The 14,812-nt window shown below is 65.9% G+C and carries 18 protein-coding genes; 9 read left to right on the top strand and 9 right to left on the bottom strand.

Annotated elements, in window-relative coordinates; all coding sequences use genetic code 11:
- The first annotated feature begins 210 nt into the window (after positions 1–210).
- The 4 genes from NZN28_RS11435 to NZN28_RS11420 all read left to right on the top strand — a co-directional run bounded on the left by NZN28_RS11435 (position 211) and on the right by NZN28_RS11420 (position 2,373).
- A complete protein-coding gene (locus tag NZN28_RS11435) occupies positions 211–1,056 on the top strand; it encodes a hypothetical protein (RefSeq protein WP_295398295.1) in 846 nt (281 codons plus the stop codon).
- A gap of 62 nt (positions 1,057–1,118) precedes the next feature.
- Positions 1,119–1,358, top strand: coding sequence for a type II toxin-antitoxin system HicA family toxin (locus tag NZN28_RS11430; RefSeq protein ID WP_295398294.1), 240 nt, complete (start codon positions 1,119–1,121; stop codon positions 1,356–1,358).
- Entirely contained in the window at positions 1,355–1,837 is a 483-nt protein-coding gene (locus tag NZN28_RS11425; protein WP_295398293.1) for a type II toxin-antitoxin system HicB family antitoxin, read from the top strand. Before NZN28_RS11430 ends, NZN28_RS11425 begins: the two co-directional genes overlap by 4 nt.
- A gap of 206 nt (positions 1,838–2,043) precedes the next feature.
- A complete protein-coding gene (locus tag NZN28_RS11420; RefSeq protein WP_295398292.1) occupies positions 2,044–2,373 on the top strand; it encodes a nucleotidyltransferase family protein in 330 nt (109 codons plus the stop codon).
- A 62-nt stretch (positions 2,374–2,435) separates the two neighbouring features.
- Here the strand turns inward: NZN28_RS11420 and NZN28_RS11415 are convergent, their stop codons facing one another.
- From NZN28_RS11415 to trxB, 9 genes are all read right to left on the bottom strand, one after another.
- Complete coding sequence (locus NZN28_RS11415; protein WP_295398291.1) at positions 2,436–3,764, bottom strand: DUF3422 family protein; 1,329 nt, start codon at positions 3,762–3,764, stop codon at positions 2,436–2,438.
- Positions 3,749–4,162: a hypothetical protein gene (locus NZN28_RS11410; RefSeq protein WP_295398290.1), complete on the bottom strand. Its 414-nt coding sequence runs from the start codon at positions 4,160–4,162 to the stop codon at positions 3,749–3,751. The genes NZN28_RS11415 and NZN28_RS11410 overlap by 16 nt, the downstream gene beginning before the upstream one ends.
- Entirely contained in the window at positions 4,137–4,457 is a 321-nt protein-coding gene (locus tag NZN28_RS11405; protein ID WP_295398288.1) for an annexin VII, read from the bottom strand. The genes NZN28_RS11410 and NZN28_RS11405 overlap by 26 nt, the downstream gene beginning before the upstream one ends.
- A 14-nt stretch (positions 4,458–4,471) precedes the next feature.
- Complete coding sequence (locus NZN28_RS11400) at positions 4,472–5,224, bottom strand: HAD-IA family hydrolase (RefSeq protein ID WP_295398286.1); 753 nt, start codon at positions 5,222–5,224, stop codon at positions 4,472–4,474.
- Positions 5,225–6,308: 1,084 nt separating this feature from the next.
- Positions 6,309–7,091, bottom strand: a complete 783-nt coding sequence (locus NZN28_RS11395; protein WP_295398284.1) for an ABC transporter ATP-binding protein — start codon at positions 7,089–7,091, stop codon at positions 6,309–6,311.
- Positions 7,084–8,085, bottom strand: coding sequence for an iron ABC transporter permease (locus NZN28_RS11390; protein WP_295398282.1), 1,002 nt, complete (start codon positions 8,083–8,085; stop codon positions 7,084–7,086). Before NZN28_RS11390 ends, NZN28_RS11395 begins: the two co-directional genes overlap by 8 nt.
- 75 nt (positions 8,086–8,160) lie before the next feature.
- Positions 8,161–9,093 (bottom strand): hemin ABC transporter substrate-binding protein, encoded by a 933-nt coding sequence (locus NZN28_RS11385; RefSeq protein ID WP_295398280.1) that lies wholly within the window; start codon positions 9,091–9,093, stop codon positions 8,161–8,163.
- Between the two features lie 41 nt (positions 9,094–9,134).
- On the bottom strand, positions 9,135–10,208 hold the full coding sequence (locus NZN28_RS11380; RefSeq protein WP_295398278.1) for a C4-dicarboxylate transporter: 1,074 nt from the start codon (positions 10,206–10,208) through the stop codon (positions 9,135–9,137).
- Between the two features lie 13 nt (positions 10,209–10,221).
- On the bottom strand, positions 10,222–11,160 hold the full coding sequence (gene trxB / locus NZN28_RS11375) for a thioredoxin-disulfide reductase (protein ID WP_295398276.1): 939 nt from the start codon (positions 11,158–11,160) through the stop codon (positions 10,222–10,224).
- 122 nt (positions 11,161–11,282) lie between these two features.
- On the opposite strand from trxB, the gene NZN28_RS11370 reads away from it, so the two are divergent.
- The 5 genes from NZN28_RS11370 to NZN28_RS11350 all read left to right on the top strand — a co-directional run.
- On the top strand, positions 11,283–11,663 hold the full coding sequence (locus NZN28_RS11370; RefSeq protein WP_295398274.1) for a hypothetical protein: 381 nt from the start codon (positions 11,283–11,285) through the stop codon (positions 11,661–11,663).
- Between the two features lie 131 nt (positions 11,664–11,794).
- On the top strand, positions 11,795–12,991 hold the full coding sequence (locus NZN28_RS11365; protein WP_295398272.1) for a nitrous oxide reductase family maturation protein NosD: 1,197 nt from the start codon (positions 11,795–11,797) through the stop codon (positions 12,989–12,991).
- Positions 12,976–13,614: an ATP-binding cassette domain-containing protein gene (locus NZN28_RS11360; RefSeq protein ID WP_295398270.1), complete on the top strand. Its 639-nt coding sequence runs from the start codon at positions 12,976–12,978 to the stop codon at positions 13,612–13,614. Before NZN28_RS11365 ends, NZN28_RS11360 begins: the two co-directional genes overlap by 16 nt.
- Positions 13,595–14,260, top strand: a complete 666-nt coding sequence (locus tag NZN28_RS11355; protein WP_295398268.1) for a nitrous oxide reductase accessory protein NosL — start codon at positions 13,595–13,597, stop codon at positions 14,258–14,260. The genes NZN28_RS11360 and NZN28_RS11355 overlap by 20 nt, the downstream gene beginning before the upstream one ends.
- Before the next feature lie 54 nt (positions 14,261–14,314).
- Positions 14,315–14,812, top strand: a 498-nt coding sequence (locus NZN28_RS11350) for a nitrous oxide reductase accessory protein NosL (RefSeq protein ID WP_295398266.1), incomplete at its 3' end; no start/stop codon positions are given.

Below are 14,812 nucleotides of genomic sequence, written 5' to 3'. Positions count from 1 at the left end.
TTAGAGCGGGTATTCAATGATTACGTCGAAGAGGAAGAACTCTTGCTAAATGATACGAGCATAGACAACTTGTCACGCCTCTTTGTAACTGCACTACTAAATAGTTTTCTTGTTGATTACATGATTCGCAAAAGGGTTACGAATCACGTATCTTTCTTCTTTGTATACCAAATCCCAGTCCCCCGCCTCACCGCCTCCGACCCCCGCTTTATGCCCATTGTCACCCTTGCGGCGCGGCTTATTTGCACCACGCCGGAGTTCGACGAGCTGGCCCAGGCAGTGGGGCTCGACCCCCTCCCGGCCTCCCCCGGGGGCGGGGGAGGGAGCAGCAGGTATGGCGTAACCGACCCTGCCGAACGGGCGCGGCTGCGGGCCGAGCTGGATGCAATGGTGGCGCACCTGTACGGGCTTACCGAGGAGGAGTTTGGGCACATTTTGAGCACCTTTCCGCTGGTGAAAGAAGAGGTGAAGGCGGCGGCGCTGGAGGAGTTCAGGCGGCAGGCCGGGAAGCCTGCCCCGGCCCGTTCGCTCAGGACGAAGAGTGGAGGTGGGGGTGCAACTAGCATTGCGGTTCCCCCCAAGGACGAGCCGCCGGAGCCCACAACCCCCATAGACCAGCTCGAGCCAGACGACATTATGTGCGCCATCCGGCAGGTGTTTCAGACCCAGGGGCCGCTGGAACGTGCGGAGGGGATTCGGGCTGTGGCACGGGAACTGGGCTACAGCCGGACGGGGCCGCGCATTTGGAAGGTGCTGGATGGGGCCCTGCGGACGGCGGTGCGGCGGGGCATTCTGGAAAACCAGGGCACGGCGCTGCGGGTGCTGGCCCGCTCGGTGGAGGGCTACCGGCGCGAATTTCTGAAGGAACAGTTCCTGAGCGCCCTGGGCGGGCGGCGGTGGCTCGAGCGCGACGAGGCCATTCGGGCCTTCGCCCGCTGGCTGGGCTTTGCCCGCACCGGCAGGGCCATCGAGGAAACGGCCCGCTCGCTGATCAACGGCCTGCTGCGCGAAGGGCGGCTCGAGGCCGAGGGGAGCCGGGTTCGGCGGGCGGGGTAGGGAATTGTGCAAATGGTGTGGACAGATGATATTACAGGTAATATCATACGGTGGAGCGGCAGATGGCTTGGCTCGAGAAACTTTTAGAAAAAATGCGCCGTCTTCCGCCGGAAATGCGCTATGAGGAAGTCGAACGGGTGCTGCGGGCGTATGGCTTCGAGGAGGTTCGCTCCAGCGGCAGCCACCATCTCTTTCGCCACCCGGATGGGCGGATGCTGACCGTGCCCAAGCACAGGGGCCAGGTGGTCAAAGCGACTTACCTCAAGAAAGTTCTAGAGGCCATAGGGGAGGAGGAGGCATGAAAAAGGAGGCTGGGCGCAAGCCTTTGGATTATTACCTGGGTCTGCGTTACCCGGTTACGCTGGTGCCGGAAAAGGAGGGAGGCTACACCGCGCTTATTCCCGATTTGCCCGGCTGCGTTTCGGTGGGCGAGACTGCAGAGGAAGCCCTGGCTATGGTCGAGGATGCACGCCGTTTGTGGCTCGAGGTGGCCTACGAGCACGGCGACGAAATTCCCCTGCCCTCCACCGAGCGCAGCTACGGCGGCAGGGTGCTGGTGCGGATGCCCCCCAGCCTGCACCGCCGCCTGGCCGAAGGGGCCGAGGCCGAGGGGGTGAGCCTGAACCAGCACATCGTGAGCTTGCTTGCCGAGGCCGGTGCGCTGCATGCGGTACGGCTCGAGCTACACGACTTGAAGGCCAGCGTGCAGGCTTTGGAGGGACGCTTTTGGGCAGAAGAATCTACAACTGGACAAAAAGTTCCAGAACGCCAAGCAGGTTAGGAGGGCCAACAAAAAAAGGCAGTGCCAACGGCAAAGCCTCCACAAAAGGTTCTGACACGAAGATTGGGCACTGTCAAAGCGGTCTGACCTCGCCTCACCCAAACCCAAGCCAGGGATCGTGCCGACCTTGGGCCTCGTAGTACAATTATGAAAGCCCTCACCCTGGTTGTTCCAGGGAAAAGGCTTGTTGAAGCTCTTGGTGCGTAATGGAGTTTCTATCCGAACAAAAGCGAGCCGCCCTGGCCGAGTTGTGCCGGGAATACGGGGTGGTGAGGCTCGAGGTGTTTGGCTCCGCAGCCCGGGGCCACGACTTTGGGCCCGACTCGGACGTGGATCTGCTGGTGCGTTTTGCCGCCGGTGTGAACCTGGGCCCCTGGCTTAGCCGGTACTTTGAGCTGAAGGAACGCCTGGAGGCCCTGCTGGGCCGCAGGGTTGACCTGATTACCGATGGAGGCCAGCTCAAGCCCCGTTTTCTGGAGGCCATTCGGAACGACCGGGTGCTCTTGTATGGCGAACAAAACCAGGCTGTGGCTTGAAGATATTCTGGAGGCTGCGGGCCACATAGAGGGCTTTTTGGATGCTTGCATCCTGCCCGGCTTTAACCCCCCTGCTCGCGCAGCAGGCGGTGGTGAATCTGTCGGGTGAGCCACCAGACCCCCAGCACCACCCCCGGAATGGCCAGCCCGGCGGCCAGCTCGGGCGAGAGGGGCAGGCCTGCTTCCTTGGCCGCCTTGAACAGGTAGTACAAAAGGCCCACCACGTAGTAGGAGATGGCTGCTATGGAAAGCCCCTCCACGGTGCGCTGGAGCTGGTACTGCATCTCCTGGCCGCGCCGGAGCTTGCCCAGCAATTCCTGGTTTTGGGTTTCCAGGGCGATGTCCACCCGGGTACGCAAGAGCGCCCCGGCCCGCTCGATGCGCTGGGAGAGGGCTGCGAGGCGGCTTGCGGTGGACTCGACGGTGGCCATGGCCGGGCTGAAGCGGCGCTGCAAAAACTCGCCCAGGGTCTGGGTGCCGGGGATGGGGGTCTCGCGCAGCTCGGCCAGGCGGGCCTTGACCAGGGCGTGGTAAGCGGCGCTGGCGCTGAAGCGGTAGCTGTGCTCGGCGATGGCGTGCTCGACGCGGGCCGCCAGGGCCTCGAGCTCGTCCAGCAACTCGGCATCGGCCTGGTTGGTATCGCGGATGCGGGCCGTAATCTGGGCCAGGGCCTGCTCCGATTCCAGGAGCATGGCCCGCAAACCCCGCGCTAGGGGGAAGCCCAGCAGGGCCATCATGCGGTAGGCCTCAATATCCAGCAACCGCGCGGCGATGCGGCCTGCGCGGGTCTCGCTGGTGCCCGGCGGGGCCACCACCACCACCTGTTCGAAGCCGCTATGGCGCAGGCGAAAGTCGGTTACGGCGCAGCTATGCCCACCCCGGCCCATCACCGAGGCCACCACCGGCCCCCCGGCAAACCAGGGGCGGGCAAGGTCCAGGGCCTGTTCCACCGGCCCCTCGAGCATCACCAGCTTCACCGCCGAGAGGGTGCGGCCCGGAATGCCCCGCAGCCAGTCCGCATCCACCACCAGGTGCCCCAGCAGGTCGGTCTCGGGGGTGACCTCGAGGTCGGGCAGGCTCTGCACCAGGGTATAGGTGCTGAACTCGGTGTGCCGCTCCCAGCGCAATGAACCCTCACTCAGGCGCAAGAACAAATAAGTGCCTGCAAGCTGGTCGAGCTCGAGTTCCCCCAGGCCCGACAAGCGGCGCAGGTGCTCGAGCTCGGTCTCGCGGCTCACCCCTTCGTGCCGCACCGCCACCTGCACCACCAGCGCAGGCAACCGGATGCGCGGGGTGGGCCGGGCGTGCAACTCGTTGTGCAGCTGCACCCGCAGGGGGTCGTCGGGCGGCAGGATGCCCGTCTCGCGGTAAGTTTCTACGGGGTGTACCATCGCAGCTCCGTTATGGCCCGGCCTGTGTCATACGAAACCCAAGGGCCATCTTCCCCGGAAAGCCTCCACCAGGGGCTCTGGTTGGGGCGGTCGGTTGCAGAGGCCCGGCATGAAAAGGGTGGGGTGAATAAGCTCAATCCAGGTTGTTCTGGAAGGTCTCGTAGCCGTTTTCTTCCAGCCAGGTCTTGACCAGGCAGGGCGGGCGCCGGCCCTGCCATCCAGTGGGGCCGGGCCTCGGGGGGAGGCTCCTGGCTCCAGTAGAAGTAGTACAGCCCCCAGAAGCCGTGCTCGTCCTGGAGCACCAGGGCCTCCCCGTAGCCATCGGCCATCTGCCGGGTGGCCCGCAGGCGGGCATCGCGGTAGGGGAGTTCGTTATACTCGCGGGTGGTCGCGGACATAGGGCCTCCTATTTGCTTTCGTTGACAAAAAGTTGGTAGCCGTTTTCCTCGAGCCAGTGGGCCATTCGGTAGGGTTCCACGAACTCCGCGGCGTCCGCCCTGGGGCCTTCCACCCAGTCCGGGGGTGCGAGGGTATAGGCTCGCGCAGGCCCAGCAGGCCAAAGAGGTAGTAGAGGGCGTACAAACCGCCGCTGTCCTCCATCACCAGCCCCTCTCCGTAGCCGTCTACCAGCACCCGCCGGGCTTCGGGCTCGGCCTGGCTGTAGGGCAGCCTGCGAAAGAACTCGGCGTTCATACCCCAAATCACCCTCAGGCCCTGAGGGCCGCCAAGCGGTGCCAGCTCCGCAGCACATCCAGGGTGACCACCGTGGCGCAACTGCGCGGCCCGGCGAGCACCCGAGCGGGCAGTTCGGGCTCGCCCAGGTGCTCCAGCACCGCCATGGCCCCCTCGAAGCGCTGTTCGCGGGTGTAGTGGCTGTAGGTGACCAGGGTGGGACTCCCGGCCCGCTGGGCGGCCACTAGGCCGTTGTGGGAGTCTTCGATGGCCACGGCCTCTTCCGGGGCCAGGCCCAGGTTCGTTAGGGCCTGAATGTACACATCGGGCGCGGGCTTTTTCTGGGGCACCATGTCGCCCGCCACGATGGTCTCGAACCAGCCCAGCACCGCTTCCCCCGCCTGGCGCAACAGCACCTCCACGTTGGGCAGCGAGGTGGTGGTGGCAATGGCGAGCTTTACGCCTTGCTCGCGGGCCTCCCGCCAAAGCCTTTGCACGCCGGGGCGGAAGGGCACCTCGTCGGAGGCCACAATCTGGTTGTACAGCTCGGTCTTGCGCCGGTGGAGCCGGGCAATGTCGGCGTCCAGCAGCTTGGGGCACTCGGGGCAGTGGTAGAGGTAGTGGGCAATGCGCTCTTTGCCCCCGGTAACCCACAAGAGGCGCTCGTACAACTCCGGGCTCCACTCAATGTCCAGGCCGGCCTCGGCAAAGGCCCGGTTGAAGGCCAGCCGGTGGCCTTCCTCGGTCTCGGCGATTACACCGTCTACGTCGAAGATGAGTGCTTTCATACGAACCTCGAGGTTTGTGGCATGTGGGGGCAAAGACCAGGGCCTCGCCGCAGCGCTCCTGGAGCCTTGGCAGCCGCTCCAATAGGCCCATCTGGGCGCAGAACTCCACGTCCGGGCCCTGCCTTTCGCGCTCCAGGGCCAGCGCGGCCTCGGAGGCTTTCAGCACCGGCAGGGCGGGTTTTGAGGCCTGCGGTGAGCCAGAGGGCTTTGGCCCTGGACTCCAGGAGCATCACGGCGGTGCTGCTGGCCCGAATCACATCCACCCCAGCATCACCTGGGCTTCGGGCAGGGCCTCCGAAGGCAGGGGGAAAACGCGCACTCTCTTCATGGAAACGGGGCGACCTCCTGCAACCTTCCATCTTTTTAGGCGCAGTTTGTCAAGGTTATTGCAGTAGCTCGAGCACCGCCCGCACCCCCGCACCAGGCCGGAAGCCCAGGTTCTCGTAGACCGCCGGGTAGGAGGTTCCTGGCCTTTTGCAGCACATCGGTAGCCAGCATCCGAAGGGTGTAGATGGCTTGGGTTTTGATAACGTTGAGGGTGGTGGTCATGTGTCCCCTTTCACAAAATCCGGCTACAGGGGTAGTGTAGGTAGGCCAAACCAAAACTATCAATCCTGGTTTTTGTTTGTTTGTTAAGAATTACTTATTGATTTGCAAAAAGGATGTCCCATTTGGGAAGCAGTACATCCCCCTGTGGCGTATCGCCCCACCCGATGTTGCGCCTCGCGGGGTAACGTAATGCACCCACAAAGCATATCGTGCCCTTCACAGACGTGGCCGCCTATCCAGGCGGCCACTGTTCTGTTCAGGACAAAGCTTTCTTATAGTCGAATGAGTCAAAATATGTGAAAAGCGCTCTAAAACGGCTGCACTGGGTATTTATGGAAACCCTCAGAAAAGTGACCAAAGCCCCTTACAACAGTGTTTTCTGAGCTCAGCAAGTAATCTCCCTACCGTTCCCAACCCTGCGCCAAAGCCGCTTAATCATCGGCCAGCACGGTTGTAATATTCGTTCTTAGTTGAACCTAGACTTCACACCCCTCCTCAGGAGAACCGCCGGGTAGCGGCTCCCCTGCTCAAGAACTCAGGCTGTTGGAGTCCCCTCCCCCACCGGCAGCACCAGCCGCCGCCCCCGGTGCTCCAAAAGCTCAAAGGGAACCCCGTAAACCGCCTCGAGCAAAGCGGGCTGCAATAGCTCCTGTGGCGCTCCCTGGGCCAGCAGGCGGCCTTCTCGCAGGAACAACAGCCCGTCGGCAAAAAGGGCGGCCTGGTTCAGGTCGTGCAGCGCGGCCAGCACCAGGTGGCCCTGTCGGGCCCGCCGGGCCAGCAAGGAGAGCACCTCGAGCTGCTGGCGGGGGTCGAGGTGGTTGGTGGGCTCGTCCAGCAGCAGGATGGGGGTTTCCTGGGCCAGGATGCGGGCTAAGTCCACGCGCACCCGCTCCCCGCCCGAGAGCGAAAAATAGGGTCGCTCGGCCAGGGCCAGGGCTCTGGTCTCGCGCAGGGCGGCCTCGATGCGCTCGAGGTCGCGGGCGTTCTCGGGGCGGCCTTTCTGGTGGGGCAGGCGGCCCAGCGCCACCACCTCGCGGGCGGTGTAGGGAAAGGCCAGGCTGCGCTGCTGCGGCAGAAAGGCCCGCTGGAGGGCCAGCTCGCCCGGGCGATACTCGCCGATGGGCCGCCCCCAAAGCCGCACGGCCCCCTCGGAGGGCTGCCACTCTCCCGAGAGCAGGCGCAGCAGGGTGCTCTTGCCCGCCCCGTTGGGGCCCAGCAGCACCCAGAAGCCGGGCTCCAGGGCCAGCGAGACCCCCTGCAAAAGCCAGCGCCCCCCGCGCCGGAAGCCCAGGTTCTGGGCCAAAAGCCAGTTAGCCACGCCAGCCCCCCCGGGCAAACAGGTAGAGGAAAAGCGGCCCCCCCACCAGGGTGGTCAGGAGCCCCACCGGAAGCTCTGCCGGAGCGAAGAGGGTGCGGGCGGCTAAGTCGGCCAGCACGGTCAGGCTGGCCCCCAGCAGCCAGGCGGCGGGCAGCACAAAGCGGTGGTCGGCCCCACCCAAAGCCCGCAGCAGCCAGGGCACCAGCAGCCCCACAAAGGCAATGTTGCCCGCAGCCCCCACCGCCGCGCCCACCCCCAGGGCCACCAGGAGCAAGGCCCGCCACCGGAGCGCCCCGACCGAAATGCCCAGGTGAAAGGCCTCCTCCTCGCCCAGGGTGAGGGCGTTGAGGGCGCGGCTCTGGCCCAGGAGCAAGACGCCGCTCAGGAGGGCCAGGGGCGCGGTGAGGGCCAGCAGTTCCCAGCTGGCTCCTCCCAGGCTTCCCAGCGTCCAGAAGGTGAGGCTGCGGCCCTGGGGGTCGCCCACGCGAAACTGCAAAAAGCCAATCAGGGCGCTCAGCACCGAGCCGAGCAGAAGGCCCATCAACAAAAGCCGCACCCCCGGCTGCTCCCCCTCCCCCACCAGCCGCAAAAGCAGCCCCAGAACCCCCAGCACGCCCAGGGCCGCCGCCAGGGGCAGGCCCCAGGCCGCCAGAGGGAAAAAGGCCAGCCAGAGCACCGCCCCAAAAGCAGCCCCCAGCCCCAGGCCCACCAGCCCCGGCTCGGCCAGCGGTGTGCGCAAAAGCCCCTGCAAGACCGCCCCGCTCAGGGCCAGGGTGCCCCCCACCAACGCCGCCAGCAACACCCGGGGAAAGCGGAGGTTGAGGAGCACCGAGGCGCCCTCGAGGCCCTGTTGCAGCACCCGGGGAATCTCCAGCGGAGGGATGTAATAGGCCCCGCTGGCCGCCCCCAGGAGGAGGCTGGCCGGCAGCAGAAGGGCCAGGGCCAGCAAAAGCCCCTGGCGGCGGCGCTGGAACTGGCGGGGGTCTGGGGTCATCCTCGTACTGTACCGCCCCCGCACCTCAGGGCCGGGTGGGGGGCGGCACCCGCTTTGACCGGGCTAAACGCCTTCTCAAGGGTTGAAGGCGGGGTGGTTGAGGCGCACCGGGCCGGTCTTTTCGTAGAGGGCCTGGTGGAGTTCCAGGGCCGCCCGGCCTGCGGTGTAGCCGTAGCCGGAGATGTAGGTCACGTCCATGGCCACAATCCGGCGGTTGCGCCCGGCGGGGGTCTCGGCCACCCCAGGCAGGCGCAGGATGTTCTCAAAGCTGAAGGGCTGGTCGGGGAAGAAGGGCACCACGATGGCCTCGGGCCGGGCCGCCACCACCGCCTCGGCGGTCAGGTTCACGCAACCCCGCACCGCACCGGCCCCCGGCAGGCTCTTGACCGCGTTCAAAGCCCCGGCCAGGGTAATAAGACCCGCCCCGCTGGCCTCCTCGCCGCACACAAAGGTGTTGCGGGGGTCGCGCGGGTAGATGTAGAGCACCCGCAAGGGCTCGCCCCGGCGCACCTGGGTTTTGGAGCGCAAAGCCAGCAGGTCGCGCTCCAGGGCCCGCACCAGCTCCTCGGCCCGGGCCGGCTGCCCGACTGCCGCCCCGATGGTGCGGATTTTCTTCTTGACCCCTTCGGGGGTGGGTTCGTCGGGCACCAGCACCACGCTGACCCCGGCCTGGCGGAGCTGGGCCAGTACCGGCGGCGGGCCCGCCTCGGAGACGGTGAGCACCAGGGTGGGCCGCTGGGCCAGAATGGCCTCGGCGTTCAGGCGGAAGAAGAGGCCCACATCGGGCTTCTTGAGGAGCGAGGCAGGAATGTAGGAGCCGGTGTCGCGCCCCACGATGCGCTCGCTGAGGCCAAACTTGTCGAGAATCTCGGAGATGGAGCCGCCCACGCTCACGATGCGCTCGGTGCTGCGCACCTCCACCTCGCGGCCCGTGGCATCGGTTACCCGGAAGGGTTGGGCTGCGGCCAGACTTAGGAGTACTGGAATCACGAACAACCAGGGTCTCATAGCAAGCCGACATTGTAGCAGTAGAAGCCCCGTTGTATGTGTCATGGCCCCCCCTTGGGCGGCCGCAGCGCCCCCAGGCTGAACCAGGCCCGCAGCGAGTACAGCATCACCCAGAGCCAGAACACCCCCAAGAGCAGCAGCAGCGCCCAGGCCAGGCTGCCCAGGAAGGCCGATTCCAGCCCGCGGGATAGGGCCAGCGTGGCGAGGGTGAAAGCCCCCAGCGGGAACACAAACCCCCACCAGCCTGGGGCAAAGTGAAACTGCACGCGGCGGCACTCCACCAGCAGCGTGTCCAGCAGCAAAGCCAGGCTATAGACCAGCCACCACAGCCCCAGACCCCAGATGGCAAGCCCAACAACCGGCCAGTTTTCCACCCAGACCTGGGGCACCAGGCCCACCTGCGCCCCGCCCTCGAGCCACCTCCAGGGGGCCAGCACCAAGAGCCCCACCGGGGCCAGCCCGATGAAAACCGAGGGCAGAAAGTGGGGCTCGAGCCGCCCGTGGGCGTACATGCGCTGCAAGAAACTGGCCAAAACAAACAGGTACAGGAAGAACCCAATGCCCAGAAAAAGCCCGCTCACCACCCAGATTTCCTTCTGCCAGACCTTGGGAAAAGTGCTGAGCCAGAGCCCGCCCGCCATGGGCACCAGCAAGGCCGAGACGGGCGGGATGAACCAGACCCCGTTGGCGGCCTCGAGGGGCAGCCTGAGCTGGGTGCTGACCGTAAACACCACCAGCAGACCCACCCCAAAGATGAGCACCATTCCCACCCAGAAAAGCCCCTGGCCCAGCGGCAACAATCCTTCGCCCAGCGGCAGGATTCGGGTGGCCAGGCTCATCACCACCAGAGCGATGGGCAGCGTGGGCAGCATCTGCGCGAAGAGCGGGTGTTGCAGGTCGGCCAGCACGGCTTGCGGGTAACGCCCCAGCTTGGCCAGATAAAGCACCAACAGCGCCGCCAGGGCCAGCCAGGCCAGCACGTAGAGCGGCAGGGCTAGCCCAATCAGGCCAAACTGGGCCAGGGCCAGGGCCACCACCCCCGTACCCATCACCGAAGCAAACCAGGCCGGGTTCAGATAGCGCACGCTGGGTTGCGCCGGAAGGGTCGCTTCCATCTGGAACCCTCCGCTAGTGGGCCACCGCGTGTTCGTGTTCGGCCAGGTAGCGTTCGGCCATCATGGCCGCGCGGGTGCCGGCCCCCACGCTGGTGGCCAGCTGGCGGTAGATGGGGTCGGCCACATCACCGGCGGCAAAGAGGCCGGGCACCGAGGTAAAGATTTCGTCCCTCACCGCCACGTAGCCATCCGGGCGCAGCTCCACCAGGCCATTCAGAAAGCCGGTGTTGGGCACGTGCCCGATGAAAACGAAAACCCCATCGGTGGCGTAGTCGTAGACCTCGCCGGTCTTGAGGTTCTTGAGGCGCACCCCGCGCACGGTCTCCTCACCCAGCACCTCTTCCACCACGGTGTCCCAGATGAAGTGCATTTTGGGGTTGGCAAAGGCCCGGGCCTGGGCGGTCTTGTTGGCCCGCAGGGTATCGCGGCGGTGCACCAGGGTCACCTTGCGGGCAAACTTGGTCAGGAAAAGCCCCTCCTCCACGGCGGCGTCGCCCCCACCGACCACCACCACCTCTTTATCGCGGTAGAAAAAGCCGTCGCAGGTCGCGCAGGTGCTCACCCCGCGCCCGTAGAACTTTTCCTCGCCGGGTACCCCCAGTTTCTTGGGATTGGCCCCGGTGGCCAGAATCACCGTGCGGCCCCGGTAGCTTTGCTCGTAGCCCCGCACCACAAAACCCTCGGGGGTTTTCTCGAGGCCCTGCACCTCGTCCATCACCAGCTCGGCCCCAAAGCGCTTGGCCTGCTGCACCATGCGTTCGGAAAGGTCCGGCCCGCTGATGGGCTCGGGGAAGCCGGGGTAGTTCTCGACCTCCTCGGTCTGGGCAATCTGCCCCCCGGGCAGCCCTTTTTCCAGGATGAGGGTTTTGAGGTTGGCACGGCCTGCGTAGATGCCCGAGGTGAGGCCGGCTGGCCCCCCTCCGATAATGATCACGTCGTAGCTCTGGCTCATATGGGTCTCCCGAAACACCAGCTTACCGCCGGTCGGTTCGCCTCGAGTATAACATACCCCCTGGGGATATGCTGGGCGGGACGTTTGCCCCGGTGGGGGTCAATACTATACTGGTTCCAAGTATGCTGGCGGTTCGCGCGCAACACCGGCAAGCCTGGACAGGGCTCCTGGCTGCGCTGGTGTTCCTGGTCTCGAGCCAGTACCCTCTGCGCGACCCCCGCACGGATATCCTGCCGGTCAGCTTTCTCCCCGACCTCTATCTTTGCAGCACCCACCCCGGCGGTTCGGGCTCGAGCCCGGCCAACCCCCACCCCAACCATTCGCAACAGCCCCACTGTCCGCTGTGCATCCTGGGGGGTTTTAGCGATGGCCCCCAGCCCCTGGTCTCGGCACCCACCCCAAATCCCAGGCCCCTGAGCGCCCCCCAGGCCCGCTCAGGCCCCAAGCCTGAGCTGAACCCGGTCTTTCCCCTCCTGAACCGGGGGCCGCCCGGACTCCACTAAACCCCTTGGACCCGCGCCGCCAGCCCCCATCTGCGGGTTCGCAGGCGGTTGGTGTGCAGATTGGCACCCGCTGGCGCATGCCCGAATACCGCCCCCTCGCTGTTCCTCCCGGCAGGAGGTTTTGCTCAACCATGCTGGTTCTGTACCCTCCATCCCCTTTGCCCCCCCTCACCCCCGGCGAGACCGTGGTGCTGGAGGCGGGGGTGTACCGGGGCCCCTGGGTCATTAGCACCCCAGGGGTGCGCCTGGTCGCCCGCCCCGGCGCTGTGCTGGACGGAGGAGGGCGGGGCACCGCGCTCACCCTCAGGGCGCCGGGGATTGTGGTGGAGGGGCTGGAGGTGCGGAACGTAGGCCCCGGCGACGACTTCTACGAGCCCGACGCTGCGGTGGCGCTCTACCAGTGCGAGGGCTGCGCGGTGCGCGGGCTGCGGGCCTACGGGGTGACGGGTGGCATCCGGATCGAGAAATCCAACCGCGCAGTGGTGGAAAACTGCGATTTGGCAGGTACCCAGGCAGCCCCCGGTCTGCAAACCTACCGCAGCGACGACGTGGTGCTGCAGGGCAACCGGATTCAAGGCTTCCTGGACAACCTGTACGTGGAATACGGCGAGCGGGTGGTGGTGGAGGGCAACCGGGTGACGGGGGCCGGGCGCTACGGCCTGCACCTGATGTTTACCTACCAGGCCCATATTCGAGGCAACCACAGCCAGCGCAACCGGGTCGGCTCGGCCCTCATGCACGGGGCCGAAAACCGGGTGAAGCAAAACACCTTTGCCGAGGAGGTAGGGCCGTTGCGCTACGGGCTTTTGCTGCAAGAGGAGTGGAAGACCGAGCTGAAGGACAACCGCTTCCTGAAGAGCACCATTGGGCTTTTGTCGCTCGATTCGCGGGACACCCAGCTCTACAGCAACCGCTTTGAAGCCAACGGCACCGCCCTTTTCTTCGCCCGCGACACCGACCAGAACAGCCTGGTAGCTCAGGCCAATACCTTTGTGGGCAACCTCCAGGATGTGGCGGTGGACGACCCCAAGGCCAAAGTGAGCCTCCGGGGCAACGCCTTCGACCGGGCCGCGCCTCTGCCCGTAGCGCACCTGCCCAGCAGCAGCTTCTCGCTCCTGAGCACCCGCCAGCCCGACCTGAGCCTTCTGGCCCTTTCGCCGGGGGTAATGCTCTGGGAGGCTGCCGAGGCTAAGGTGCCGGGGCTGCGCCTGCTGGCCTTAGCCGACTTGGAAGCAAGGCCTGTCTCGCCGCCCCCAACCCCAATCGCACCGGGCCTCCTGGGGCTGGCCTTTTTGAGCCTGTTGGGAGGGCTATGGTTGAGGTGGTGAACCTGCACAAGAAGAACCGCCTGGCGGAGATAAACCTTTCCCTGCCCTCGGGCAGCCTGGCCCTGTTGGGCCCCAACGGAGCTGGCAAGAGCACCCTGCTGGGCCTCCTGGCCGGGCGGCTCAGGCCCGACGGTGGGGTGGTGCGGCTCTTCGGCCACGACCCCCGCAGCCTGGGGGCCGCTCGTGCGCGGGCCTACATCCCCCAGCACCTGACCTTTCCCGCCACCCTGCGAGTGGGAGAAATTCTGGAAGCGGCCCGCCAGCTCAAAGGGGCCAGCCTCGAGGACAAGTGCGAGGCCACCGAGCGCATGGGCCTGCAAGCCTTTTTGAAGCGTCCCGTGGCCCAGCTCTCGGGCGGCTGGCGGCAGCGGCTGGCCCTGGCCGCCGGGTTGATGGGCTACCCCCCCCTCTGGCTCTTGGACGAACCCGCCGCAGCGCTCGACAGCGAGGGGCTGGGTCACTTGCAGGACTGGGTGGCGGCCCACCTCGCCATGGGCGGGCTGGTCATTTTGTCGGCTCATCGGCAAGAAGAAATCTTGCGCCTGGCCGAGCAGTTTGTACGACTGGAACATGGCCGGGTGGTTGAACAAGGCAGTGTGAACTATGCACAAGAACCGTCGTGAGGTAATCCAGATGCTTTCGGCTTTGGGCGCTTCGGCGGCCCTCTCGCAGGCCCTGGCCCAGCATATGCAGCAAATGCAAACCCAGCCCACCGCACCGGCCAGCCTGGAAACCATCCCCGCCAGGGCCATTCCCTGGGAGCAGGGCACCTGCGCCTTCTGCGAGATGCCGCTCAAGACCCCCGCGCCGGGGGCCTGGATGGGCCGCACCTTTACTCCGGGCTTCTTCGAGCAGACCTACAGCCAGATTGCCCTGAAGGAACCCCAAAAAGGGATGGAGGCCATTCATTTTGAGTCCATCGCCTGCATGGTCAACTACGCCTGGGTCTATGGCCTGCGCGACGGGGTGGGCAGCACCTTCTACGTGGCCGACCGGGGGGCCTACGACCCGGCCAGAGGCCCCGCTGCGGTGAACCTGATTCCAGCCCGCCAGGCGGTATACCTGTGGGGTGAGAAACGCGGCTGGGTGGTGATGGACGCCAAGGTTGCGGCCTTCCGCAGCCAGGAGGCGGCCATGGCCTTTGCCCGCACCATTCCCGACCTGGGCCGCACCCGCATCTTGGACTGGCAGACCCTGGTTGACCTGGCCCCGCTGCCGGAAATGAACCTGGTGAACCTGCTGGCCAAGCACGCCGGCCTGCTCAAGTAAAAATCCCCTTGGGCCGGGGGTGGATGCACGCCTCCGGCCCCCCAAGGAACCCAGATGAAGCGACGTACCCTCCTCAAAGGACTGCTGGCCCTGCCCCTGGGCTTGGGCGTGCTGCAACCGGCGCTGGCGGCAGCCCGGCCCCTGCGGGTGGGGGTGGATGCCTGCCCCTACTGCAACATGACCATCCTGGACGCCCGCTACGCAGCGCAGATGGTGACCACCACGGGCAAGGTGTACCCCTACGACGACGTGGGCTGCCTGCTCGACCACGTGCTGGGCTACGGCGGCCCCCAGGCCACCCCCAAAGAACTTTATGTGGCCGACTTTTCCACCTCCGAGCGCAAAGAGGCCCGGCTTGTGCCGGCCAGCCAGGCCCACTTTTTGTTCAACGAGCGCATCCGCACCCCCATGGGCACCGGCCTGCTGGCTTTCGGCAGTGCCGCCGCCCTGGAGACCTACCTGAAAGAAAGGCCCCAGCATGCCGGCGAAAAGCTGCGCTGGAACGAACTCCTCTCGCGTGGGCGCAAGCAGGCCTGGGTGCCGAGCCACGGA

Origin of the sequence: Meiothermus sp. (assembly GCF_025056915.1) — a bacterium.
Taxonomy (GTDB): Bacteria; Deinococcota; Deinococci; order Deinococcales; family Thermaceae; genus Meiothermus.
This window is presented reverse-complemented; position numbering and strand designations above follow the sequence as displayed.

Coding starts and splice junctions, on each gene's coding strand:
- trxB (WP_295398276.1), bottom strand. CDS start 11,160: ATGAGCCAGAGCTACGACGTGATCATTATCGGAGGGGGGCCAGCCGGC.
- NZN28_RS11415 (WP_295398291.1), bottom strand. CDS start 3,764: ATGGTACACCCCGTAGAAACTTACCGCGAGACGGGCATCCTGCCGCCC.
- NZN28_RS11425 (WP_295398293.1), top strand. CDS start 1,355: ATGAAAAAGGAGGCTGGGCGCAAGCCTTTGGATTATTACCTGGGTCTG.
- NZN28_RS11405 (WP_295398288.1), bottom strand. CDS start 4,457: ATGAACGCCGAGTTCTTTCGCAGGCTGCCCTACAGCCAGGCCGAGCCC.
- NZN28_RS11365 (WP_295398272.1), top strand. CDS start 11,795: ATGCTGGTTCTGTACCCTCCATCCCCTTTGCCCCCCCTCACCCCCGGC.
- NZN28_RS11360 (WP_295398270.1), top strand. CDS start 12,976: ATGGTTGAGGTGGTGAACCTGCACAAGAAGAACCGCCTGGCGGAGATA.
- NZN28_RS11370 (WP_295398274.1), top strand. CDS start 11,283: ATGCTGGCGGTTCGCGCGCAACACCGGCAAGCCTGGACAGGGCTCCTG.
- NZN28_RS11355 (WP_295398268.1), top strand. CDS start 13,595: ATGCACAAGAACCGTCGTGAGGTAATCCAGATGCTTTCGGCTTTGGGC.
- NZN28_RS11390 (WP_295398282.1), bottom strand. CDS start 8,085: ATGACCCCAGACCCCCGCCAGTTCCAGCGCCGCCGCCAGGGGCTTTTG.
- NZN28_RS11400 (WP_295398286.1), bottom strand. CDS start 5,224: ATGAAAGCACTCATCTTCGACGTAGACGGTGTAATCGCCGAGACCGAG.
- NZN28_RS11420 (WP_295398292.1), top strand. CDS start 2,044: ATGGAGTTTCTATCCGAACAAAAGCGAGCCGCCCTGGCCGAGTTGTGC.
- NZN28_RS11385 (WP_295398280.1), bottom strand. CDS start 9,093: ATGAGACCCTGGTTGTTCGTGATTCCAGTACTCCTAAGTCTGGCCGCA.
- NZN28_RS11430 (WP_295398294.1), top strand. CDS start 1,119: ATGGCTTGGCTCGAGAAACTTTTAGAAAAAATGCGCCGTCTTCCGCCG.
- NZN28_RS11380 (WP_295398278.1), bottom strand. CDS start 10,208: ATGGAAGCGACCCTTCCGGCGCAACCCAGCGTGCGCTATCTGAACCCG.
- NZN28_RS11435 (WP_295398295.1), top strand. CDS start 211: ATGCCCATTGTCACCCTTGCGGCGCGGCTTATTTGCACCACGCCGGAG.
- NZN28_RS11410 (WP_295398290.1), bottom strand. CDS start 4,162: ATGTCCGCGACCACCCGCGAGTATAACGAACTCCCCTACCGCGATGCC.